Genomic DNA, 21,923 nt, shown 5'->3' with positions numbered 1-21,923 from the left:
ACGGTGGAGCTGGCCAAGCGGGCGGGGCTGGGACGGCTGGCCCCCGTGGCCAACGGCCTGTTGCGCCAGGCCCAGCGCCGTCGCGAGGGGCTGGCCGCCTCCGCCGGCAGCTCCAGCCCGCCCTGGGCCGGGCTGGAGCTGCCGGCGGACCCGGCCGCCAGCCTGGGCCTGCGCCACTCCCTGCCGGACTGGCTGGCACGGCTGCTGCTGCAGTGGCGCCCGGCCGATCAGGCCGAGGCCTTCGCCATGGCCTGCAACCAGGCTCCGGCCCTGGATCTGCGGGTCAACCCGCTGCGCACCAGCCGCGCGGCCCTGCTGGAGGCCCTGCCGGCGGCCGGGGTGGAGGCCACGCCCCTCCCCGATCTGCCCCAGGGCATTGCCCTCTCGGGACGGGTGGGAGAGCTGCGCCGTCTGCCGGGCTATGCGGAGGGGCACTGGAGCGTGCAGGACCGCACCGCCCAGCGGGTGGTGCCCCTGCTGGATCCCCGGCCCGGCGACTGGGTGCTGGACGCCTGCGCCGCCCCCGGCGGCAAGAGCACCCACCTGGCCGAATGGATCGGGGACAGCGGCGTGGTGTGGGCGGTCGACCGTTCCGCGGCGCGCCTGCAGCGGGTGGAGCGCAACGCCGCCAGGCTGGGCCTCGGCAGCATCCAGACCCTGGCCGCGGACGCGACGCGGCTGGCCGAGCTGCAGCCCGGCTGGCGGGGCCGCTTCGATCGCATCCTGCTGGATGCCCCCTGCTCCGGCCTCGGCACCCTGGCCCGCCATGCCGATGCCCGCTGGCGGCTCCAGCCGTCGGCCATCGACGAGCTGGTGGTCCTGCAGCGTCAGCTGCTGGACGCGCTGATGGCGCTGCTGAAGCCGGGCGGCTCCCTGGTGTACGCCACCTGCACCGTGCATCCGGCCGAGAACGGCGAGCTGGTCGACGCCGTGCAGGCGGCCAACCCCGGCTGGACCCTGATCAGCCGCTGGCAGGTCTGGCCGTCGCCCGGCAGCGGCGATGGATTCTTCGCGGCGCTGCTGCGGGCCCCCGGCTAGCCAGCCGGGGCTGGTGCCGGTGGAGGGGGTGGCGGCGGCGGTGGGGCGGCAGGAGCTGGTGCCGCAGGGGCCGGGGCGGATGGGGCCGGAGCCTCGGGGCGGGGACTGGCGCTGGGCCGGGGCGTGCTGCCCGGTTTGGGCAGCGGTCCCGTGGCCCCGGAGCTCGGCCGTGCTGGCTCGGGGGAGGAGGGGCTGGGGGGAGCGGGAACTTCACCCTCACCTGGCTCGGCATCCACGGCGGGTTGAGGGATCGGATCCTCTCTGGGGGGTGGTGCCGCCGGACGGGGGGCGGGGGCTGGCGTGGCAGGGCTGGAAGCGCGGCTGGGCTTGGCCGGCTTGGCGGGTTTGTAGCTGCCCGTGAGCGTGGGTTTGGGCGGGAACGGCAGCACCGGCATGTCCTTGGTGATCGCTGCCATGAAGCGCCGCCAGGCATAGGTCGCCACGACGCTGGTGCTCTTGGTTTCGCGGCTGTTGTCGTAGCCGAGCCACACCCCGGTGGTGAGCTGGGGGATCGAGCCGATGAACCACAGGTCGCGGCCCCCTTCCGAGGTGCCGGTCTTGCCCGCCACCGGCCGGTCCCCCAGCGCGGCGCCCCCACCGGTGCCGTTGAGCACCACCTGCTGGAGCATCCAGAGCATGGCGTCGGCGATGTCGCTGTTCACGGCCCGGCGGCCCTGCTCCCCATCGACCCGGCGGCTCCAGAGCAGCTCGCCGTCGGGGCCGAGGATCTCCTCGAACGGGGTGGGTTTCACGTACACGCCGCGGTTGGTGATGGCGGCATAGGCGGCGGTCATGTCGAGCACGGTCTGCTCCTCGGATCCCAGCGCCATGGGGTAGAAGCGACCCAGTTCCCGCGTGATCCCGAGGCTGCGGGCGGTGGCGATCACCTTCTCGAAGCCAAGCTCCTGCAGGAGGCTCACGGCGACAGTGTTGAGCGAGTTCTGCAGCGCCTTCACCATCGTGACGGTGCCGTAGTAGCGGTTGCCGAAGTTGCGGGGGCAGTAGCCGCCGAAGCAGCGGGCCTTGTCCACCACCGTGCGCTCCGGCAGCATCCCCTCCTTGAGCGCCGTGAGGTAGACGAACAGCTTGAAGGTGGAGCCCGGCGAGCGCAGCGCCTGGGTGGCCCGGTTGAACTGGCTGCTCTCGTAGTCCTTCCCCCCCGACATGGCCCGCACCAGGCCCGTGCCCGGTTCCATGGCCACCAGGGCCCCTTCCAGGCTCCCCGGGGTGGAGGCCTCGACCGTCTTCTGGGCCTGCTCCTGCCAGGCCAGGTTGACGCTGCTGCGCACCGTCACCCCCCCCACCTCGAGCTGCTCGGGAGTGAGCACCTCGGCCAGCTCCTGCTGCACCCAGCTGCTGAAGTAGGGCGCCCGGCTCACCCAGTACTTGGGCTCGGCAGGCTTGAGGGCCAGGGGAGCCGCCTCGGCCTCCAGCCGCTGCCCCTCGGAGATGTAGCCGGCTTCCTGCATGCGGCGCAGCACCACGGCGCGGCGCTGCAGGGCCAGATCGGGATTCACCAGGGGCGAATAGACCGACGGCGCCGGCGGCAGTCCCGCGATCAGGGCGGCCTCGGGCAGGGTGAGCTGGCTGGGATTCTTGGAGAAGTAGATCCAGGCCGCGTCGGCGACGCCGTAGGCGCTGGAGCCCAGATACACCAGATTGAGGTACTCGGTGAGGATCTGGCGCTTGGTGAGCTGCCGCTCCAGCTTCCCTGCCAGGGCAGCTTCCTTGAGCTTCCGCACCACCGTGCGGTCCTGGCTGAGAAACACCGTGCGGGCCAGCTGCTGGGTGATCGTGCTGGCGCCTTCCTCCACCGAACCCTGGGAGATGTTGCGCACCATGGCCCGGGCGATGCCCAGGGGATCGATTCCGTCGTGCTGGTAGAAGCGGCGGTCCTCGGCGGCGATGAAGGCCTGCTCCACCAGGGGCGGGATGGAGCTGCTGGAGAGCTTTTCGCGTGAGACGGGCCCCACCTTGTGGACCACCTGGCCATCCGCCGAGAGGATGGTGAGGGTGCCGGGCCGGTTGTAGTGGTTGATGCCGCGGGCATCCGGGAGCATCCCGTCGAGGCCCGCGAAGATCGCCGCCTGTCCCACCGCGACGCCGCTGCCGAGCACCGCCGCCACCAGGCCGGTGAGCACGAGCCTGCCCTTGCCGCCGCGGTTCTGGCGCTGGCGGTCGTCCTGGGTTCTGGCGGGAACGGTGCGGCTCACATCACGCCACCAGGGCGCTGTGACCGACCGCCAGGGCCGTCACCAGCATGCCGAGCACCAGAAAGGGCTGGGCACTGGCCTGGTACTTGACGTCGTAGGTAACAGGATCGCGCAGCAGCCAGATGTCCTGGAAGGTGATCTGGGGCACGATCAGCAGCACCAGGAGCACGGCAGCGAAATGCTGCCCGATCGCGACCAGCACCGCAACCATGGCCAGCTGGAAGAGGTCGATCATGGCGGCGCTGATCCAGCTGGCCCGGCTGACACCGAACACCACGGGGAGCGACTGGAGGCCCAGGGCCCGGTCGCCTTCGACGCTCTTGAAGTCGTTGACCACCGCAATGCCCAGCCCGGCGAGGGAGTAGGCCAGGGTCAGCAGGGCCGTGGTCCAGGTGAGGTGGCCGAAGAGGGCCTGACCGGCCCACCAGGGCAGGGCGATGTAGCTGGCCCCGAGGGCGTAGTTGCCCAGCCAGCCGTTCTGCTTGAGCTTGAGCGGTGGGGCGGAGTAGATGAAGCTCACGAACGATCCCCCCAGGGCCAGCAGCAGCAGCACCGGGGTGGTGTGAGCGGCCCAGCGGTCGAGGCCATAGGCCACCCCCAGCCCCGCCAGCAGCAGCACCCAGATCTGGATCTTCACCTGGCCCAGCGGGATGGCCCCGGAGGGGATGGGCCGGTAGGGCTCGTTGATCGCGTCGATCTCGCGGTCGTAGTAATCGTTGATCGTCTGGGTGTAACCGGCCAGCAGCGGGCCGCTCATCAGCATGCAGGCGATCGAGGCCCCCACGTTCGGCAGGGTCCAGCTGAACTGGCCGGACGCAGCGGCACCACAGAGGACACCCCAGATCAGGGGGATCCAGGTGACCGGCTTCATCAGCTGCAGCCGGATCTTCCAGATGTTGGTGGTGCCCGAGGCACCTTTCATGCCCAGCAGCTGGCGGGCGGCGGAGCCGCTGGCCGCCTCGGGGTTGGGGCTGTTGGTCAAGGCCGGGGGGTCAGGCGAGGGTGACTTCGTCGTCGAAGAACCAGGCGCCCTTGCCGGCGCCCAGGTCCACCTCCAGGCCGATGCCCTGGCCGTCCACCGTGCGGAAGCCGGTCACCGTGCCGGTCGGGTCGGCCTTCAGGGCCTCGACCAGATCGGCAGGGATGCGGTCGCGGACCCGCAGCACGCGAACCTTGGAGCCGATGGTGATCGTGGCAGCCTGGGCCATGGCCATCGCGACGGGGAAAAAGTGGCGCAACCCTAACAGCGCCTGCCTGCGCTCCCGGCAGGCCTGCCCCTGCCCCAGCCACCACTGACCTCCTCCCTGCCCCCGAGCGCCCATGGTTGCCAAACGGATCATTCCCTGCCTCGACGTGGCCGATGGCCGGGTGGTGAAGGGGGTGAACTTCGTCGGGCTGCGTGACGCCGGCGATCCGGTGGAGCTGGCCTGCCGCTACAGCGCCTGCGGCGCCGATGAGCTGGTGTTCCTCGACATCGCCGCCAGCCACCAGGGCCGCTCCACCCTGGTGGACCTGGTGCGCCGCACGGCCGAGGCGGTCACCATCCCCTTCACCGTCGGCGGGGGGATCGCCAGCGTCGAGGGCATCACCGAGCTGCTGCGGGCCGGTGCCGACAAGGTGAGCCTCAATTCCTCCGCCGTGCGGGATCCCGACCTGGTGGCCCGCGGCGCCGAGCGCTTCGGTTGCCAGTGCATCGTGGTGGCCATCGATGCACGGCGGCGCCCGGAGGGCGACGGCTGGGACGTGTTCGTCAAGGGGGGTCGGGAGAACACCGGCCTCGATGCCGTGGCCTGGGCCCGCCGCGTGGCGGCCCTCGGGGCCGGCGAGATCCTGCTGACCTCGATGGACGGTGACGGGACCCAGGCGGGCTACGACCTGGCCCTCACCCGCGCCGTGGCCGAGGCCGTGGAGATGCCGGTGATCGCCTCGGGTGGTGCCGGCTGCATCGACCACATCGCCGCGGCCCTCAGCCGTGAGCCCGGCGGCGGGGCGGCTTCCGCGGCGCTGCTGGCCTCCCTGCTCCATGACGGGGTGCTCACGGTGGAGGCCATCAAGGCCGAGCTGCTGGCCCGGGGGCTGCCGATCCGGCCGCTTGACTGATCGCGGTCGGTTGTTACGCCTCGTTACCTTGGAAGCGGTTCCGGTGCCGCAGACCTCTCTCCTCGGCCGGCCTCTTGCGGTGTCTGCTTTTCATTCCCTGTCGCCGACCCTGGCCACCGGCCTGGCCCTGTTGATGGTGGTGGCCGTGGTGGCACTGGTGGCGTGGGCCCTGCAGCTGATGCAGGCCGCCAATGACCGTCAGGAATTTTCCCTGATGCTGGCCGGCTGCATGGTGTGCTCCGCCGCGGTCGGGCTGGCCACGGTGATGGTGATCACCTTCACGGCCCCCGACCGGCTCCAGGCCAGTGGGCTGCGCTTCGCTCCCGATGCCGGTGTGAGTCTCGATTCGATCTCCCTGCCCGACCAGCTTCCAGACTCCCTCGTGCTGCCCTGGGATGGGCAGTTTTAAGCCGGGGGATCCCGACCAGGTTCAGCGCCTGTTCGAGCAGATCGCACCGCGCTACGACCTGTTCAACGATCTGCTCAGCCTGGGACTCCACCGCGTCTGGAAGCGTCAGGCCGTCGCCTGGCTGCGTCCCCGCCCGGGCCAGACCCTGCTGGATCTCTGCTGCGGCACCGGCGATCTGGCCCTGGTGCTGGCGGCGCGGGTGCGGCCGGCCGGGCGGCTGATCGGCATCGACGCGGCCGCCGCTCCCCTGGCGATCGCCGCCGCCCGCTCGGCCCGCCAGCCCTGGCTGGCCGTGGAGTGGCGCCAGGGCGATGCCCTGGCCTCCGGTCTCGGGGCCGGCAGCGCCCACGGGGTGTCCATGGCCTACGGACTGCGCAACCTGGCCGACCCGGCGGAGGCCCTGGCCGAGGTGCATCGCCTGCTGCGGCCCGGCGGCCGGGCGGCGTTGCTCGATTTCAACCGACCTGCGCCGGGAACGCTCCCCGCTGTCCTGCAGCGGTTGTGCCTGCGCCGGGTGGTGGTGCCGGCCGCCGGCCTGGCCGGCCTGCGGGAGCATTACGCCTACCTCGAGGCGAGCCTGGAGCGCTTTCCGACCGGGGCCGAGCAGGTCCGCCTGGCGGGCAGGGCCGGCTTCCGGCAGGTGCGCCACCGTCCCCTGGCCGCCGGGCTGATGGGGCTGCTGGAGCTCGAGGCCTGAAGCCGCCCTCCCCCGGACCCCCAGGAGGACAATGGGGTCCAGGTCAGACCCCTCCCGCAGGGCGCGTTGCGTGCACTTCCAGGACATCATCAGCACCCTCAACGGCTACTGGGCGGCGCAGGGTTGCCTGATCCTGCAGCCCTACGACACCGAGAAGGGCGCCGGCACCATGAGCCCCCATACGGTGCTGCGGGCGATCGGCCCGGAGCCCTGGGCCGTGGCCTACCCGGAGCCCTGCCGCCGCCCCACCGACGGCCGCTACGGCGACAACCCCAACCGGGCCCAGCACTATTTCCAGTACCAGGTGCTGATCAAGCCCAGCCCCGACGGCATCCAGGAGACCTACCTGGCCTCCCTCGAGGCCCTGGGCATCAGGGCGGCCGAGCACGACATCCGCTTCGTGGAGGACAACTGGGAGTCCCCCACCCTCGGCGCCTGGGGCGTGGGCTGGGAGGTGTGGCTCGACGGCATGGAGGTCACCCAGTTCACCTACTTCCAGCAGTGCGGCGGGCTCGACTGCCGGCCGGTGTCGATCGAGATCACCTACGGCCTCGAGCGCCTGGCGATGTACCTGCAGGATGTCGAGAGCATCTGGGACCTCAGCTGGAACGCCGAGCGCAGCTACGGCGATCTCTGGCTGCCCTTCGAGAAGGGGCAGTGCACCTACAACTTCGAGGCCTCCAATCCCGAGCGGCTGCAGCAGCTGTTCGCGCTCTACGAGGCCGAAGCCGCGGATCTGGTGGCCCGTGGGCTGCCGGCTCCGGCCCTCGATTTCGTGCTCAAGTGCAGCCACACCTTCAACCTGCTGGAGGCCCGCGGCGTCATCTCCGTGACCGAGCGCACCGCCACGATCGGACGGATCCGAGCCCTTGCCCGCCAGGTGGCGGAGGCCTGGCTGGCCGAGCGGGAGGCCCTCGGCTTCCCGTTGCTGAGCCCGGAGCGGCGGGAGACCCTGGCCGCCGCGGCATGAACCCCCTGCGCGCGCGGCTGCTCACGGCGGTGCTGGTGCTCGGTGCCTTCCAGCTGGGCCGCCTGAGTGAACGCCAGATCTGGCCCTGCCGGCTGCGGCCCCTGGCCGCCCTGGTGGCCCCCCTGCTGGATGGGGCGCTGCCGAGCGAGCAACTCTGCGATCTGCTCCTGAGGATCCCGGGCGCCTGAGCTGGCGGGCCTTGCCCCCGCAGCGGCTGGTGCCCGCTGTGGCAACGCTGCCGGCATGGAGCATGTGGCGGCCAGGGCCCCGGAGCCGCGGGGAGCGGCAGGACCCGCCGGACGGCTGGTCTGGAGCCGGCGGCTGGTCTGGGCCGGCCTGCTGGCGCTGATCCTGCTGCGGGCCTTTTGGCTGGGGATCGCCCCGCCGCCGCCCGTGGCGGGGGATCCGCTCGAGCGCCTGGCCGCTGCGGCCTCGGCCGGAAGCCGCGACAGCCGCCTGGAAGTGACCCTGCGGGGCACCCTGCTCGGCGATCCCCAGCCGACTGGTCCGGACGGTGCCTGCCGGGCTCTGCTCCAGCTGCCGGCGGGGCGGACCGAACTGCGCTTTGCGCACTGTCCGTCCCTGCACCAGGGCTGGCGGCTGGCCGTTTCCGGGCTTTTGCGCCGGCCTGAACCTGCCCCCCATCCCCTGCTGGCGGGGCCGGCGGAGCGCCTCCAGCGCCAGGGCGCCACGACCCAGCTTCAGGTGGCGCGTCACGAGGTCCGCTGGAGTCCGGCCACGCCGATCGCCGACCTGCGCCGCCGCATGGCCCGGCAGCTGGTGCAGCGGGCCGGGGCGGACCGGGGCGGGGTGCTGGCGGCGCTGGTGCTCGGCAGTGCCCGGGTGCCGTTGCCGGCGGAGGTGCGGGAGGCCTTCCGTGCCGCCGGGCTCTCCCATGCCCTGGCGGCTTCCGGCTTCCATCTCAGCGTCCTGCTCGGGGTGGTGCTTCCCCTGGGGCGGCGTCTGCCCTGTCTCCCCCGGCTGGGCCTGGCGGCGGGGGCGATGACCCTGTTCGTGCTCCTGGCGGGGCCCCAGCCCTCGGTGCTGCGCGCCGTTCTGATGGGCGCCCTGGCCCTGGCGGTGCTGGAGAGCGGCCAGCGGGGCCGTCCCTTCGGCATCCTGATGGCCAGTGCCCTGCTGCTGCTGCTGCTCCGGCCGGACTGGCTGGCCGACGTGGGCTTCCAGCTGAGCGTCGTGGCCACGGCGGCCCTGGTGCTCGCCGCGACTCCCCTGGAGCAGGGGCTGCGCGGGCTCCTGCCCGGCTGGTGCCCCGGCTGGCTGGCGGCCGCCACCGCCGTTCCCCTGGCGGCCTCGCTCTGGACCCTCCCCCTGCAGCTGTTCCACTTCGGGGTGGTGCCGCTCTATGCGGTGCCGGCCAATCTGGTGGTGGCCCCGTTGCTCACGCCCCTGACGCTCGGGGCGATGGCCATGGCAGCGGTGGCGGCGCTGCTGCCCGGGTTGCTGGCCTGGCTGCTGCCCCCGCTGGCCTGGCTGTGCGGCGTGCTGCTGGCGGTCGTGCAGGGTTTCGCCGCCCTGCCGATGGCCCAGATGCAGCTGGGGCGGCCGACCCCCCTGCTGGTGCTGCTGCTGGCCGGGGGGCTGCTGGGCCTTTCACTGCCGGGGCTGTGGGGGCGGCTGCGGTGGCGCGGGCTGGCACTGGCCCTGGTGGGCGCGGCGGTGGTCGGCCATCTGGCCCTGCTGCGGGCGGATCGGCTGCTGCTGGTGCACCAGGGCAGCCGCGACCTGCTGGTGGCACGCCATCAGGGTCGGGCGGCTCTGGTGAGTCTCCAGGCGGACCCGTTCAGCTGCAGCCGCGCCCGTCAGCTGGCCACGGGCCTTGGGGTTCGGCGCTTCGACTGGGTGCTGCTGCTCGATCCGGTGGCTCCCGAACAGCCGGCCTGCTGGGGCGAGCTGGGCGGCGTGGTGCTGGCCAGCGAGGACGGCAGCCTGCCGCTTCAGCCCGGCCAGCGGCTCCACAGTCCCGGGCTTTCGGCCGAGGCCCTGAGCCTCGACAGCCGCGCCATCCGGCTTGGGGTCGGGGGGCGGCCCTGGCTGTTGCTGCCCGATCGCCAGGCCCTGTGGGCCTGGCGGGATCAGCCCGGGGCGGGCCGGGCCGAGGGGATCTGGCTGGGTTTTGTGCCCCGGCGTTCCGAGGGGCACTGGCTGCACGCCACCGGCGTGGCTCCCGTCTGGCTGAGCGGCAACCGCTCCACCCAGCTGCCCGCGGCCTGGCACGCCAGCGGAGCCAGTGGCTGGTTGGAGCGGGGATGGGGCTGAGGCTTCCTTACAGTGCGCCAGGCCCGCAGGGCCACCACCTGGAGAGGTGGCTGAGTGGTCGAAAGCGAACGACTCGAAATCGTTTGAAGGGCAACCTTCCGTGGGTTCGAATCCCACCCTCTCCGTTTCCGTTGCATCCGTTCCGGTCGCACGCTGCTGCGGCAGGCCTTCCGGCCGGTTCCGGTGGGCTCAGTTCCGGTTGCGCCGAAACAGGTTGCTCCGGAACAGGTCGCTCCGGGACAGGTTGCGCCGGAACAGGGCCCAACAGGGCTAACCCGTGCCAAAGGCCAAAAAAAAGCGAACACCGAGGGGTGTCCGCCGAGGAACGTCTTAATGAAAATCTTATTACAGACCGTGAACCCCCGTCCTCAGGGTTCTGCTGCCGCTGCGCCACCCCGACAGCGTGCCTAGTCTCATTGGAGAACCACGCAACAGGGGGCGGTGATGCGGATCACCCGGTGCGATGGGGAGTTCCTGGTCTCCCTCAACGCTCAGGAGGCCTCGCGTCTGATGGATGCCTGCGCCATGGTCGTGCTGGCGGCCGACTCGGTGCCCACCGCCACCCTGCCCAGCGCCATGGCCACCGTTCTGGGCGATCTCTTCGAGGGGCTGCGCGGCACCGGCACCTGTCCCGCCACCCCCGATCCCCTGGCCGTCGATCCCATGGCCGTCGACCATCCTGACGCCTGACGGCCTCCCCCTGCGTTCGGCCCATGCCCTGGTTCGTCAAGCTGGAGGAAGGCATCGTGCCGAAGCCGAGCTTCGATGTGGTGGTGCCGGAGCACCTCTCCTGGCTGGCGGAGCTCGAGCGCCGGGGTCACCGCCCGATGAGTGGCTACTGGGCTGATCGCCGCGGCTGCTCAGGCGATGGAGCCGGTGGCATGCTGCTGTTCTGGGCCGGCGACTGGGCGGAGGCCGAGGCCCTGGTGCGCCACGACCCCCTGATCCTGGCGGGATGTGTGCGCTGGACCCTGCACGAATGGGCCACGGTGTTCGGCGCAGGCCACCTCGACTCCCCCTGAGGCTGCCGGGTTCGAGCCCGGCCGGATCAGGAATGGAACAGGAGCACCAGTCCGGAACTGATCTGATGGAATTCCCGCTCCTCGCGGCTCAGGTCCAGGCCGACCTGCAGGGCTTCCTTGAGGGCGTCGTCGTAGGGGGGAGCGGTGGGGGCCTGGCCCGCATGCCACAGGGCCGCTATCCCCACCGGCGTGGCGTGCCAGCGAAAGCGAGGGGTGGTCCCGATGTCGGGCTCCTTCATCGCTTCTTCGAGGAGTTCGCGAATCGGCATGGGCCCATGGACGTGGGAAAAGCTTCGGCAGATCCGCCCTGCTGGGCAATCAGCTGAGAGCTTTCGTGATGAACGTCGCGCCGATCGCTGCCAGCACCGCCACCGCCAGCCAGAGCAGTTCGAGTCTTCGGCTGAGCCGGAGCATGGTGTCCACCGCTGCCCGCTCCGGCCTTGGGCATCCCGCCGCCAGCAGCGGTTTGCGGCTCCGCACTCCCCCATAGCTGTTGCTCCCGCCCAGCTGCACCTGCACGGCATGGGCATAGGCGGCCTGGGAGACCCCCGCGTTCGGCGAGGGGTCGGGTGCGCCGTCCTGAAGGGCTCGCTTCAGCAGGGCCAGGCCAGCGGGGAGGCCATGGCCCTGCACCAGCGGCAGGCTGAGGGCCACCAGCCGGCACGGAAGCCAGACCAGCAGGTCATCCAGGCGTGCCCCGGCGGTACCCAGCCAGGTGAGGCGTCCCCGCCGGTAGCCCAGCATGGAATCGAGCGTGCTGGCGGCCTTGAAGGCCCAGGCCAGGCTCAGGGGGCCGGGGGCCAGGGGCCAGAGGCCCATCACCCCTGCGCCCACCAGCATCCAGAACAGGGGGGCGAACAGTCCGTCCACGGCGTTCTCGCTGGCGGTCTCCGCCAGGGCGCGCAGGATCTCGCCCCGCCCCAGGCCCGCCGTGTCCCGACCCACGATCCAGCCGAGCGTCCGGCGGGCCGGTTCGAGCTGCGGCCCGCGCTCGTCGGGGGGGGCGGCGGCCGGGGGGAGGGCGTTCAGTACGGTCTGCACGCCCTGCTCCAGGCTGCGCCCGGCCAGGGCGCTCGCCAGGGCCACCACGAGCACGACGCGCCCGAGCGTGCCGACCAGGGACAGGCGCTCCACCATCCAGCCGGCCGTCGCGCTGAGGCCCACCACCGCCAGGGTGATGCCGATGCCGGCCAGCCGTAGCCGGCCGGGGCGATCGCCTGCCCAGTGCTCGGCGGCCCGGCGCAGGCCGCCGATCCACCAGCCCATCACCTGCACTGGATGCAGCCAGGCGCGGGGGTCACCGAGGACGCGGTCCAGGGCTGCGGCCGCCAGCACCAGCAGCAGGGGATCAGGGAGCATGTTCAGCTGGGGCGACTGCCCCAGCCGCTCAGGCGGCCTTCAGCCAGCTGAACATCGCGCGCAGGCCCTTGCCGACCTGCTCGATCGGATGCTGGGCATCGCGCTCGCGGATCCGGTTCATCTCGGGCTTGCCGGCCTCGCATTCCGCCACGAAGTTGCGGGCGAAGGTGCCGTCCTGGATGTCGGCCAGGATGCGCTTCATCTCGGCCTTGGTGTCGGCGGTGATCAGTCGCGGGCCGCTCACGTAGTCGCCGTACTCGGCGGTGTTGGAGATCGAGTCGCGCATGGCGGTGAGGCCGCCCTTGACCATCAGATCCACGATCAGCTTCACCTCGTGGAGGCACTCGAAGTAGGCCAGCTCGGGCTGGTAGCCCGCTTCCACGAGGGTCTCGAAGCCGGCCTTCACCAGTTCGCTCAGCCCGCCGCACAGCACGGCCTGCTCACCGAACAGGTCGGTCTCGGTCTCCTCCTTGAAGTTGGTTTCGAGGATGCCGGCCCGGGTGCCGCCGATCCCCTTCGCATAGGCCATGGCCAGGTCGCGGGCCTTGCCGCTGGCGTCCTGCTGCACGGCGAAGAGCGCCGGCACGCCCATGCCGTTCTGGTACTCCCAGCGCACGGTGTGGCCGGGACCCTTCGGCGCGATCATCACCACGTCCACATCGGCGGGGGGCTGGATCAGCCCGAAGCGGATGTTGAAGCCATGGGCGAAGCTCAGCACCTTGCCGGCGCTCAGGTGGGGCGCGATCTCCTTCTCGTAGATCGCCTTCTGGATCTCATCGGGCAGCAGCACCATGATCCAGTCGGCCTTGGCACAGGCGTCGGCGACGCTGAGCACCTCGAGGCCGTCGGCCCGGGCCTTCTCGGCCGAGCGGCTGCCTTCGTAGAGGCCGACCACCACGTTCACGCCGCTGTCCTTGAGGTTCAGGGCGTGGGCATGGCCCTGGGAGCCGTAGCCGATGATGGCCACCGTCTTGCCCTCCAGCAGGCTGAGATCGGCGTCGGAGTCGTAGAAGAGCTGGGCCATCCGGGCAGGTGCGCAGGCAGGGAGCAGGGATCGAGCTTACGCATGTGCCCGGCCCCGGTCCGGGCTGGTTCAGGCCTCGCTGGGATGGGCGATCACCCGGTCGATCAGGCCGTAGTCCTTGGCCTCGGCGGCGCTGAGGAAGTAGTCGCGGTCGGTGTCCTTCTCGATCTTCTCGAAGGGCTGGCCGGTCATCTCGGCCATGCTGTGGTTGAGCATGTCCTTGATCCGCAGGATCTCCTTCGCCTCGATCTCGATGTCACTGGCCTGGCGCTGGCTGGTGCCGCCCAGGGGCTGGTGGATCATGATCCGGCTGTGGGGCAGGGCGAGCCGCTTGCCCTTGGTGCCGGCGCCGAGCAGGAAGGCACCCATCGAGGCGGCCAGACCCACGCAGATGGTCACCACGTCACTCTTGACATACTGCATGGTGTCGTAGATCGCCAGACCGGCGGTCACCGATCCCCCCGGGGAGTTGATGTAGAGGTAGATCGGCTTGGAATTGTCGTCGGAGTCGAGGTAGAGCATCTGGGCGACCAGGGCATTGGCCACTGCGTCGTTGACCTCCGAGCCCAGAAACAGGATCCGCTCCACGCCCAGGCGGGTGTAGATGTCGACCCAGCGCTCGTACTGGCTGCCGGGCAGGCGGTAGGGAACGCTGGGGGTGCCGATGGGCATGGCTTGGAAGCGGCGGGTCGGGGATGGAAAGGGGAAAAGGGGCGGGGCTGGAGCCGGCTGGGCTGGGTGGGCTCAGCCGATCCCGGCAGGGCTGCGGTCGGCGGCGAGCGGCACGCCCTCCGGCAGCTCCTTCTGGCTGGTGAGCACCCGGTCGATCAGGCCGTAGTCCCTGGCCTGCTCGGCGGTGAGGTAGGTCATCCGGTCGGAGTCCCTGGAGAGCTCCTCGACGCTCTTGCCGGTGTTCTCGGCCAGCATCTCGAGCATGGTGCGCTTGTTGTGCAGCACTTCCTGGGCCCGGATCTGAATGTCGCTGGCCTGGCCCCGGGCGCCGCTGCGGGGCTGGTGCAGCACGATCGTCGCGTGGGGCAGGGCGGCGCGCTGGCCCTTGGTGCCGGCGCTGAGGATCATCGCGGCGGTGCCCATGGCCTGGCCGATGCAGATCGTGTGCACCGGTGGTTTCACGTAGCGGATGGTGTCGGCGATGGCGAAGGCCTCGGTCTCGAAGCCGATCGCGTCGCCGGTGAACCAGGAGGTGCCGGTGGAGTTGATGTAGAAGAAGATCGGCTTCTCCGGGTTGTCGAACTCCAGATAGAGCAGCTGGGCAATGATCAGCTCCGTCACGTCGATGCCCATCTGCCGCTTGGCCTCGTCGTCGCTGAACAGCGGCAGGCCGAGGTAGACGATCCGCTCCTTGAGCAGCAGCGAGGGCAGGTCCGGTGGTGGCGTGCGCATCACGGCGGAATCGCCGTAGTAGGGGGCTGACACCGACATCCGTGGACCCTGGCAGGCACTGGGCTGGAGCCTAGCGGGGGGGCCTCGGCTTGCGCTTGCCGTTGCCGGGATCCCTGCGCGGGGGCCGAGCCTCGACGCCGTGGCCGTCGCCCTCCGCCTCCGCCGCGGCCGCCGGCTGCATCACCGCCTCGCTGCGGGCGAAGACGATCCTGCCGGTCGGGTTCTGGAGGGCTCCGGTGACGATCACCGGCAGGCGCTCGCCGATGCGGTCCCGGGCTCCCTCCACCACCACCATGGTGCCGTCATCGAGGTAGCCCACCCCCTGGTCGGCCTCCTTGCCCTCCCGGGCGATCTTGAGCTGGAGTTCATCGCCCGGCTGCACCTCGGGCCGCAGGGCGATCACCAGTTCACTGAGGTTGAGCACCCGCAGCCCCTTCACCTCCGCCACCTTGGCCAGGTTGTAGTCGGCCGTGAGCAGGGTGCCGCCGGTGTCGGCGGTGAGGGCCTGGAGCTTGTCGTCCACCCCCTTGCCCTCGTAGCGGGTGCTGTTGATCACGAGCCGGCGTCCGTACTGGTCGCGCAGTTCACTGAGCAGCTTCAGGCCGCGGCGGCCCCGGCCCCGCTTCTCGGCGTTGGCGGAGTCGGCCAGGGCCTGGAGCTCATCGATCACGCTCTGGGCCACGATCACCTGCCCCTCCAGCAGTCCGGAATCCAGCAGGCCCCGGATGCGGCCGTCGATGATCACGCTGGTGTCGAGAATCTTGGCGGTGGCGGGCTGCAGCACCCCCTCGGCCACCAGCAGGGCCTCGGTGCTGCCCGGGCTGAACAGGCGCAGCAGGGTTCGGCCGTGCACCTCGGCGAGGTTGTAGCCCGACACGCCGAAGAACACGTTGCTGAGCACGGCGGCCAGCGGCTTGACGAACACCACCTCCCAGGGAAGGGGCAGCAGCAGGATCGGGGCGAGCAGCAGGTTGGCCACCAGCAGGCCGAGGATCAGGCCCACGGCCCGGCTGATCAGCAGGTCGGTGGGCATGCTGCGCACCTGCTGCATGAGCCGCCGCCGCAGCTGGGAGAAAAAAAAGCCGGCGATCAGACCGAAGAAGGCGCCGAATCCCCCCAGCACGGTGCGCAGGCCCTCGGGCCTGTCCACCTGCAGCAGCAGGTGCTCTGGCAGCAGATCGACGCCGAGCCAGCCGGCGGCGGCGCCGGAGATCACGAACAGGATCAGGATGAGGGAGTCCACCATTCCCGCCTTGCGTGGCTGCCCGATCAATCCACATGGCAGCATGCCTGAAACCGGGACATTTGGCCGGAGGGGGTAACCGCCCTTGATCGGACCCGCACCGTTGAGCGCGTCAGACGCGGTGTGCCAACCCCTGGCCTGGCCGCCCCGCAGTGCCTACCTCCACATCCCCTTCTGCCACCGGCGCTGCTTCTACTGTGATTTTCCCGTGGTCCCCCTGGGTGACAGGGCCGGCGCCGTTCCGGGCCAGCCCGGGGCAGCCTCGATCGCGACCTATCTCGCCCTGCTGCGGCGGGAGATCGCCCTCGGCCCGGCGGGGCCGCCCCTGAGCACGGTGTACCTCGGCGGGGGCACGCCCTCGCTGCTCGAGCCGGCCCAGGTGGGCACCCTGCTGGAGGATCTGGACGGACAGTTCGGCCTGGCGGCCGCGGCGGAGATCACCCTCGAACTGGATCCGGCCAGCTTCGACCGGCAACGGCTGGCCGGTTACCTGGCGGCTGGCGTCAACCGCGTGAGCCTGGGAGGCCAGAGCTTCGATGATGCGGTGCTCCTGGACCTGGGCCGCCGCCACCGCGGGGCTGACCTGCGGCAGGCGGCGGGGTGGCTGGCCCAGGCCCGTGCCCGGGGGGCGCTGCGCAGCTGGAGTCTGGATCTGATCCAGGCGGTGCCGGGCCAGACCCTCGCAGCCTGGCGTCAGCAGCTGCGCCAGGCCGCGACCCTGGAGCCGCCCCACCTCTCGGTCTACGACCTCACGATCGAGCCGGGCACCGTGTTCGCCCGCCGCGAGGCCCTGGGTGAGCTGGAGCTGCCGGATCCCGATCTCGCCGCCGATCTGATGGAGCTCACCTGGTCAGAGCTGGAAGCCGCCGGCTACGGGCACTACGAGATTTCCAACTACGCCATCCCCGGCCATGCCTCCCGGCACAACCGGGTGTACTGGAGCGGCGCCGGCTGGTGGGGCTTCGGACTCGGGGCCACGGCAGCCCCCGACGGCCGGCGCCAGGCGCGCCCCCGCACCCGTGCGGCCTATGCGGCCTGGCTGGAGGCCCTGGCCGAGGGGCAGGGGGGAGCGCAGCCTGGACGGCAGCCGGCCGGCGCCCTGCCCCTCGATGAACGGCTCCTGGTGGGCCTTCGGCGCCGGGAGGGGGTGAGGCTGCCCCGCCTGCTGCAGGAGGCCGGTCTGGACCCCCCAGCCGTGGATGGGGCGCTGGCTGCCCTGGCGGCACGGCTCCGGCCGTGGCTGCAGCGCGGACTGCTGCTGGTGGAGGGTTCGCGATGGCGACTCAGCGATCCCGCCGGCCTGGCGCTCAGCAATGCGGTGTTGCGGGAGCTGTTGGTCTGGTGGGATGGGGCTGGGATGCCAGCCAGCGACGCAGGGCCTCCACCGCCAGGCTGCGGCCCGGAATCAGCGGGGGGCTGAAGGGCGGCTGGCGGCTGGTGAGGCCCAGCAGGTCGGCGGTGACCCGCACCTGGCCGTCGCAGTCCTCCCCGGCCCCGATGCCGATCACCGGGATGCTCAGGCTGCGGCTGAGCTCACCGGCCAGGTCGGCCGGCACGTGTTCGATCACCAGGGCGAAGCAGCCGGCTTCCTCCAGGGCGCGGCCGTCGCGCAGCAGCCGCTGGCGGCTGGCCGCGTCGTTGCCCTGTCGCCGGTAGCCGGTGCGATGCACCGCCTGGGGGGTGAGGCCCAGATGCCCCATCACGGGGATCCCACTGCGGACCAGCCGATCGATCACGGCCAGGGTCTCGGGTTCAGCGCCCTCCAGCTTCACGCCGGCGGCGGGGGTCTCCTTGAGCACCCGCCCAGCCGCCGCCACGGCGTCATCGGCGCTGCACTGGTAGGTGAGGAACGGCAGATCGCAGATCAGCAAAGGCTCCTGGCCGCTCGAGCAGGCACTGGCCATCCCCCGTGCGGTGGCACGGCAGTGGTGGAGCATCTCGTCGAGCGTGACCGGCAGGGTGGTGGGGTGGCCCAGCACCACCATGGCGAGGGAATCCCCCACCAGCACCGCATCGGCGCCGGCCTCGGTGACCAGCGCGCCGGACAGGGCGTCCCAGGCGGTGAGCACGCTGATCGGCAGGCCAGCCTGCTTGCGTCGGGCCAGATCGGCAGGGCGCAGGGGCACGGTGCTCGGAAGGCGGGGAGGCCATTGCTAGCATCCACGCGACTCGGACCCACGCGGCCCTGACGCCCAAATCTGGTCAGGACCGGAAGGGAGCAGCCACACGGGATGCTCGGGGCAGGCGTGGATTCCGGGTCACCCTCTTCAGCCGGGCGCTCAGCCGCATCCGTGGCTCACCCCGCGGGAACTGACGACCCGGGAACTGACGACCCGGGAACTGACGGCGCGGATCGGGAGCTCACCACTCAGGAGTGGGGATGGTCAGGGGGCACATCCTGTGGGGTCTTCCAGGGCTGCTCCCGGGGCCGATCAGCTGTCCTGGTCGGAGCCCCTGCCCTGACGGTTGAGCAGGAAGGGGGGGATCTTGGCGCCGCGTTCTTCCGGCTGGGGGTTGAAGGCGGTGGCGCTGGTGAAGCTGACCGCGGGCCGCTCGGTGCGGTAGGCGGTGCCGCCGTCGAACCCCGTGGCGATCACGGTGACGTGGATCTCTCCCTCGAGGCGCTCGTCCACCACGGCCCCGACGATGATGTTGGCATCGGGATCGACCACCTCGTAGATGACCTCCGAGGCCGTGGTCATGTCCTCCAGGGTCATGTCCTTGCCGCCGCTGATGTTGATCACGCAGCCCTTCGCCCCATCGATCCGGGCGGACTCGAGCAGGGGGCTGGTCATGGCGGCCTGGGCGGCCTCGAGGGCGCGGCTGCGGCCGGAGCCCACACCGATCCCCAGCAGCGCTGTGCCGGCATCGGACATCACCGAGCGCACATCGGCGAAGTCCACGTTCACCAGACCGGGTTTGGTGATGATGTCGCTGATCCCCTTGACCCCCATGCGCAGCACGTCGTCGGCGGCGCGAAAGGCTTCGTTCAGGGGGGCGCCGGCGATGGCATCACGCAGCCGGTCGTTCGGGATCACGATCAGGGTGTCGACGTGCTCGGCCAGCCGAGCAATGCCCTCTTCGGCCTGCCGCAGCCGCTTGCGGCCCTCGAAGCCGAAGGGTTTGGTGACGATCCCCACGGTGAGCGCGCCGACCTCCTTGGCCACTTCGGCCAGGATCGGGGCGGCCCCGGTGCCGGTGCCACCCCCCATGCCGGCCGCAATGAAGACCAGATCGGCTCCCTCGAGGGATTCCTGCAGTTCGGCGCGCGATTCCTCCGCCGCCTTCTGGCCGATCACCGGATTGCCGCCGGCTCCGAGGCCACGGGTGAGCTTCTGACCCAGCTGGGTGCGTTTCTGCGCCGCTGACTGCAACAGGGCCTGGGCATCGGTGTTCAGCACCCGGTAGCCCAGCCCCTGGAGATCCGAGGCGATCATCCGGTTGACCGCATTGCTGCCTCCACCACCCACTCCGATCACCTCGATGCGGGCCGATTGGCTCGGAACGATGCCCGCAGGGGTGGGGGAGCTCTGGGTCATGACGGCACTGTGAAGGGAGGCACCGTTGGCGGTCAAGCCTTCAGCTTTCAAGGTGGAGATACCGGTATGGATCGGCGGCTCGAACAAAGTGCCGTCGTCTTGCGCCATGGGGCAGGATTACCGGTTAGCTGCGCAGCATTATGTCCGCAGTGAGGCTCCCTGAGTCCGCTGCCTGGCGTGTTTTGCTGGTTTGCTGGCACTGAGCGCTCGAATGGGCTTGCTCTGAACCTTTTCGATGGGCTCGCCCTGACCTTCCGGGCTCCCTGGCCGGGACCGCTCCGCCCGGGGCCCGTCAGGGGCTCTTGGCCGGAGTGGGTGCCGGACCGGCGATGGCGAGTTCGGGCTGTTCGGGATCGCTGAGATCCAGGCTCCTGAGCTGACGGCCCTTGAGCTGGGGCGGCAATTCCTTGACCAGGTGCTCCAGCACATTGAGGCGACGCTTGAGCTGGGCGTCGGCGGGGCCCAGCCGTACGTCGCCCAGGCTGGCGCTGCGCAGCCAGAGGGTTCCGGCCGGCTCGAACCGGATCTCGAGCAGGTCCTTGCCGAGGCTGGCCCGCTGCTCCAGCACCTCGGTGAGGGCGGCGCGGTGCCGGGGATGCCAGCCTTTCACCAGCAGTCCGGCGGCCTCCTCGCCATTCAGCAGCTGTCCCTGGCTGCTGTTCATCCACTGGCCGAGGCGGTCCACGTAGCCCTGTTCCATCCCGCGCGGGGTGCGGCGCTGGGCGCGGGCCACCGCCTCCCGGTCCACCAGGGTCACCCGCAGGCGCGGCGGGGCCATCAACCGGATCACCTGGACCTGCTCGACGGGCAGGGTCGCGGCGAGCTCGTCGGCGATCCGGCGGGGTTCCAGGCCGAGCAGCGTCTGGGGAAACCGCAGTTTCGCCGCCTGGATGACCTGATCGGCTTTCACCTGCCGGCTGCCGAGCACCTCCACCTGTTCCGGGCCGGTGAGGGTCCAGCCCTGGCGCAGCAGGCCGTAACCCAGAGCCGCCGCCAGCCCCGCCAACACCAGCAGGCGCCAGAGGTTGCGCAGCCGTTCGCGGCGCCGCTGCTGGCGCAGCTGGCGCCGCCGTTCGGCCCCGGGGGGAAGCGGACGGGTCTGGGTCTGGCTCACAGCTCGCAGCGGGAGCGGGCCATCAGCTCGTCGATCCAGCGACGGGCCCGCTCCGCGTCCGAGAAGGGGAGGTCCTTCTGCTGGCCGCCGCCCACGAGGCGCAGACGGCAGGCCCCCTGGGCCTCCTCGGTGAGGGGGGCCTCACCGGAACCCAGCGCCAGCAGCTCCACCAGCTCCAGCTGCTTGATCACGAAGCTGTCGCGCACCACGAGTTTGCCGGCCTCGAAACTGCTCCAGCTCAGGACGCCATCCAGGAGCCGGGCCGCACCGCAGCCATCGAGCTTGGCCAGTTCGGAGCCCTCCGCCCACTCGCGGAAGAGATGCTGACGGCGTCGCTCCAGCCACCCGAGGGTGGTGAGCAGCACGAACACCAGCAGCAGCGGCAGCCAGAGCAGCCCGTGACTCATACCGATGCGCCTCCATCCGGGGGGGAAGACTGCCACTCTCTCGCCCCCTGGATCAAGGCATCCACCAGGGTCGGCAGAGGCACACCCGTGGCCGCCCAGAGCATCGGGTACATGCTCTGGCTGGTGAAGCCGGGCAGGGTGTTGATCTCATTGATCCAGAGGGATCCGGAGGCCTCGGCGTAGAAGAAATCGACCCGGGCCAGCCCGGAGGCATTCACCGCCTCGCAGGCCTGCAGCGCCATGCGGCGCGCCTGGTCGGCGATCGCCGCCGGCACCTGGGCCGGGATCACCGTGTGGCTCTTGCCCTCGCTGTACTTGGTGTCGTAGTCGTACCAGTCCGCATCGAAGAGGATCTCCCCCAGCACCGAGGCGCTCAGGGGGCTGGGGCCGCCGCCGCGCACGGCGCACTCGAGTTCCCGGGCGGTCACCCCCTGTTCCACCACGACGCGGGGATCGAGCTGGACGGCGGCCAGCAGGCCGGCCCGGAGGGACGCCCGGTCGGTGGCCTTGCTGATGCCCACCGAGGAGCCCAGGTTGGCGGGCTTCACGAAGCAGGGATAGCCCAGATCGCCTTCGAGCCGATCGAGCAGCCCCTCGGGATCACGCTTCAGCTGGGCTTCGCTCACGCAGGCGTAGGGAACCTGCGGCAGGCCGGCGGCGGCAAAGGCGGCCTTCATGGCCTGCTTGTCCATGCCGACCGCCGAGCCCAGCACCCCGGAGCCGACGAAGGGCACCTGCATCAGGCTGAACAGTCCCTGGATCGTGCCGTCTTCTCCGTTGGGGCCATGCAGAACGGGAAACCACACCTCCATGGCCAGGGCGTGCGGCGGAAAGCCCTGGAAACCGCCCCGATCGCCCCCTGTGGCCAGCTGCTCCTCGCTGGCCGGGGTGCCCTGGGCCAGAACGGCATCGGCCAGATCCGGACCCCACCAGCGGCCGCGCCGGTCGATGTAGAAGCAGCTCACCGCATAGCGGTGGGCGTTGGCGCCCTCCCGCAGGGCGCCGGCCACGGTGATGGCCGAGCGGATGGCGATCGCATGCTCCCCGGAGGCCCCCCCGAAGATCAGACCGACCCGGATCGGCTTGGGGCTCGGGGCGGGGGTCATC

24 protein-coding genes, 1 tRNA gene and 1 other RNA gene are annotated in these 21,923 nt (G+C 71.0%); 12 read left to right on the top strand and 14 right to left on the bottom strand.

Going from position 1 to position 21,923, the window contains the following annotated elements; all coding sequences use genetic code 11:
• A partial coding sequence (gene rsmB, locus ACLNEE_RS02830; RefSeq protein WP_412006745.1) for a 16S rRNA (cytosine(967)-C(5))-methyltransferase RsmB occupies positions 1 to 1,038 on the top strand: 1,038 nt, incomplete at its 5' end.
• Here rsmB and ACLNEE_RS02825 read toward each other — a convergent pair.
• From ACLNEE_RS02825 to petP, 3 genes are read right to left on the bottom strand one after another with little or no spacing between them, the layout of a single operon-like run.
• The gene (locus ACLNEE_RS02825) at positions 1,035 to 3,251 is read right to left on the bottom strand and encodes a transglycosylase domain-containing protein (protein WP_411421565.1); all 2,217 of its coding nucleotides are present in this window, start codon (positions 3,249 to 3,251) and stop codon (positions 1,035 to 1,037) included. The genes rsmB and ACLNEE_RS02825 overlap by 4 nt on opposite strands.
• A 1-nt stretch (position 3,252) precedes the next feature.
• Positions 3,253 to 4,233: a chlorophyll synthase ChlG gene (gene chlG / locus ACLNEE_RS02820; RefSeq protein ID WP_411421566.1), complete on the bottom strand. Its 981-nt coding sequence runs from the start codon at positions 4,231 to 4,233 to the stop codon at positions 3,253 to 3,255.
• Between the two features lie 10 nt (positions 4,234 to 4,243).
• Positions 4,244 to 4,459, bottom strand: coding sequence for a cytochrome b6f subunit PetP (petP, locus tag ACLNEE_RS02815; protein ID WP_411421567.1), 216 nt, complete (start codon positions 4,457 to 4,459; stop codon positions 4,244 to 4,246).
• Between the two features lie 112 nt (positions 4,460 to 4,571).
• Between petP and hisF the strand changes: the two genes are divergently transcribed.
• The 9 genes from hisF (at position 4,572) to ACLNEE_RS02770 (ending at position 10,726) form a co-directional block, all read left to right on the top strand.
• Positions 4,572 to 5,351 (top strand): imidazole glycerol phosphate synthase subunit HisF, encoded by a 780-nt coding sequence (hisF, locus tag ACLNEE_RS02810; protein WP_411421568.1) that lies wholly within the window; start codon positions 4,572 to 4,574, stop codon positions 5,349 to 5,351.
• A gap of 79 nt (positions 5,352 to 5,430) precedes the next feature.
• Entirely contained in the window at positions 5,431 to 5,760 is a 330-nt protein-coding gene (locus ACLNEE_RS02805) for a hypothetical protein (RefSeq protein ID WP_412006746.1), read from the top strand.
• Positions 5,747 to 6,457, top strand: a complete 711-nt coding sequence (gene ubiE / locus ACLNEE_RS02800; protein ID WP_411421569.1) for a bifunctional demethylmenaquinone methyltransferase/2-methoxy-6-polyprenyl-1,4-benzoquinol methylase UbiE — start codon at positions 5,747 to 5,749, stop codon at positions 6,455 to 6,457. The genes ACLNEE_RS02805 and ubiE overlap by 14 nt, the downstream gene beginning before the upstream one ends.
• A gap of 70 nt (positions 6,458 to 6,527) precedes the next feature.
• A complete protein-coding gene (gene glyQ / locus ACLNEE_RS02795) occupies positions 6,528 to 7,427 on the top strand; it encodes a glycine--tRNA ligase subunit alpha (RefSeq protein WP_412006744.1) in 900 nt (299 codons plus the stop codon).
• Positions 7,424 to 7,615, top strand: coding sequence for a hypothetical protein (locus tag ACLNEE_RS02790; protein ID WP_411421571.1), 192 nt, complete (start codon positions 7,424 to 7,426; stop codon positions 7,613 to 7,615). Before glyQ ends, ACLNEE_RS02790 begins: the two co-directional genes overlap by 4 nt.
• Before the next feature lie 55 nt (positions 7,616 to 7,670).
• Positions 7,671 to 9,704: a ComEC/Rec2 family competence protein gene (locus ACLNEE_RS02785; RefSeq protein WP_411421572.1), complete on the top strand. Its 2,034-nt coding sequence runs from the start codon at positions 7,671 to 7,673 to the stop codon at positions 9,702 to 9,704.
• Positions 9,705 to 9,744: 40 nt separating this feature from the next.
• A tRNA-Ser gene (locus tag ACLNEE_RS02780) sits at positions 9,745 to 9,829 on the top strand.
• Positions 9,830 to 10,148: 319 nt separating this feature from the next.
• A complete protein-coding gene (locus ACLNEE_RS02775; protein ID WP_411421573.1) occupies positions 10,149 to 10,394 on the top strand; it encodes a hypothetical protein in 246 nt (81 codons plus the stop codon).
• Between the two features lie 23 nt (positions 10,395 to 10,417).
• Positions 10,418 to 10,726, top strand: a complete 309-nt coding sequence (locus ACLNEE_RS02770) for a YciI family protein (RefSeq protein ID WP_411421574.1) — start codon at positions 10,418 to 10,420, stop codon at positions 10,724 to 10,726.
• Between the two features lie 26 nt (positions 10,727 to 10,752).
• Here ACLNEE_RS02770 and ACLNEE_RS02765 read toward each other — a convergent pair whose 3' ends face one another.
• The 6 genes from ACLNEE_RS02765 to ACLNEE_RS02740 form a co-directional block, all read right to left on the bottom strand.
• Complete coding sequence (locus ACLNEE_RS02765; protein ID WP_411421575.1) at positions 10,753 to 10,995, bottom strand: hypothetical protein; 243 nt, start codon at positions 10,993 to 10,995, stop codon at positions 10,753 to 10,755.
• A gap of 49 nt (positions 10,996 to 11,044) precedes the next feature.
• Positions 11,045 to 12,085, bottom strand: a complete 1,041-nt coding sequence (gene cbiB / locus ACLNEE_RS02760) for an adenosylcobinamide-phosphate synthase CbiB (protein ID WP_411421576.1) — start codon at positions 12,083 to 12,085, stop codon at positions 11,045 to 11,047.
• A 28-nt stretch (positions 12,086 to 12,113) separates the two neighbouring features.
• On the bottom strand, positions 12,114 to 13,109 hold the full coding sequence (ilvC, locus tag ACLNEE_RS02755) for a ketol-acid reductoisomerase (protein WP_411421577.1): 996 nt from the start codon (positions 13,107 to 13,109) through the stop codon (positions 12,114 to 12,116).
• A 69-nt stretch (positions 13,110 to 13,178) separates the two neighbouring features.
• Entirely contained in the window at positions 13,179 to 13,781 is a 603-nt protein-coding gene (locus ACLNEE_RS02750) for an ATP-dependent Clp protease proteolytic subunit (protein WP_411421578.1), read from the bottom strand.
• 72 nt (positions 13,782 to 13,853) lie between these two features.
• A complete protein-coding gene (locus tag ACLNEE_RS02745; RefSeq protein ID WP_411421579.1) occupies positions 13,854 to 14,552 on the bottom strand; it encodes an ATP-dependent Clp protease proteolytic subunit in 699 nt (232 codons plus the stop codon).
• 31 nt (positions 14,553 to 14,583) lie between these two features.
• On the bottom strand, positions 14,584 to 15,759 hold the full coding sequence (locus ACLNEE_RS02740) for a PIN/TRAM domain-containing protein (protein ID WP_411421580.1): 1,176 nt from the start codon (positions 15,757 to 15,759) through the stop codon (positions 14,584 to 14,586).
• Between the two features lie 100 nt (positions 15,760 to 15,859).
• Between ACLNEE_RS02740 and hemW the strand changes: the two genes are divergently transcribed.
• Positions 15,860 to 17,176 carry a radical SAM family heme chaperone HemW gene (hemW, locus tag ACLNEE_RS02735; protein ID WP_411421581.1) on the top strand — a complete coding sequence of 439 codons (1,317 nt, stop codon included), beginning with the start codon at positions 15,860 to 15,862 and terminating at the stop codon, positions 17,174 to 17,176.
• Here hemW and panB read toward each other — a convergent pair.
• On the bottom strand, positions 17,064 to 17,882 hold the full coding sequence (gene panB / locus ACLNEE_RS02730) for a 3-methyl-2-oxobutanoate hydroxymethyltransferase (protein ID WP_411421582.1): 819 nt from the start codon (positions 17,880 to 17,882) through the stop codon (positions 17,064 to 17,066). The two genes, hemW and panB, sit on opposite strands and share 113 nt — an antisense overlap.
• 40 nt (positions 17,883 to 17,922) lie before the next feature.
• On the opposite strand from panB, the gene ffs reads away from it, so the two are divergent.
• Positions 17,923 to 18,019: signal recognition particle sRNA small type (gene ffs, locus ACLNEE_RS02725), an RNA gene on the top strand.
• 169 nt (positions 18,020 to 18,188) lie between these two features.
• On the opposite strand, the gene ftsZ is transcribed toward ffs, so the two are convergent.
• The 4 genes from ftsZ to ACLNEE_RS02705 all read right to left on the bottom strand — a co-directional run bounded on the left by ftsZ (position 18,189) and on the right by ACLNEE_RS02705 (position 21,922).
• A complete protein-coding gene (ftsZ, locus tag ACLNEE_RS02720) occupies positions 18,189 to 19,403 on the bottom strand; it encodes a cell division protein FtsZ (RefSeq protein ID WP_412006743.1) in 1,215 nt (404 codons plus the stop codon).
• Between the two features lie 184 nt (positions 19,404 to 19,587).
• Positions 19,588 to 20,409, bottom strand: coding sequence for a cell division protein FtsQ/DivIB (locus ACLNEE_RS02715; protein WP_411421583.1), 822 nt, complete (start codon positions 20,407 to 20,409; stop codon positions 19,588 to 19,590).
• Entirely contained in the window at positions 20,406 to 20,816 is a 411-nt protein-coding gene (locus ACLNEE_RS02710; RefSeq protein WP_411421584.1) for a hypothetical protein, read from the bottom strand. Before ACLNEE_RS02710 ends, ACLNEE_RS02715 begins: the two co-directional genes overlap by 4 nt.
• Positions 20,813 to 21,922 (bottom strand): D-alanine--D-alanine ligase family protein, encoded by a 1,110-nt coding sequence (locus ACLNEE_RS02705; RefSeq protein ID WP_411421585.1) that lies wholly within the window; start codon positions 21,920 to 21,922, stop codon positions 20,813 to 20,815. Before ACLNEE_RS02705 ends, ACLNEE_RS02710 begins: the two co-directional genes overlap by 4 nt.
• Position 21,923: the final 1 nt, after the last annotated feature.

Origin of the sequence: Aphanothece stagnina RSMan2012, assembly GCF_046764815.1 — a bacterium.
Classification (GTDB): domain Bacteria; phylum Cyanobacteriota; class Cyanobacteriia; order PCC-6307; family Cyanobiaceae; genus NIES-981.
The sequence above is the reverse complement of the archived record's forward strand: the minus strand, read 5'-3'. Positions and strand labels throughout refer to the sequence as shown.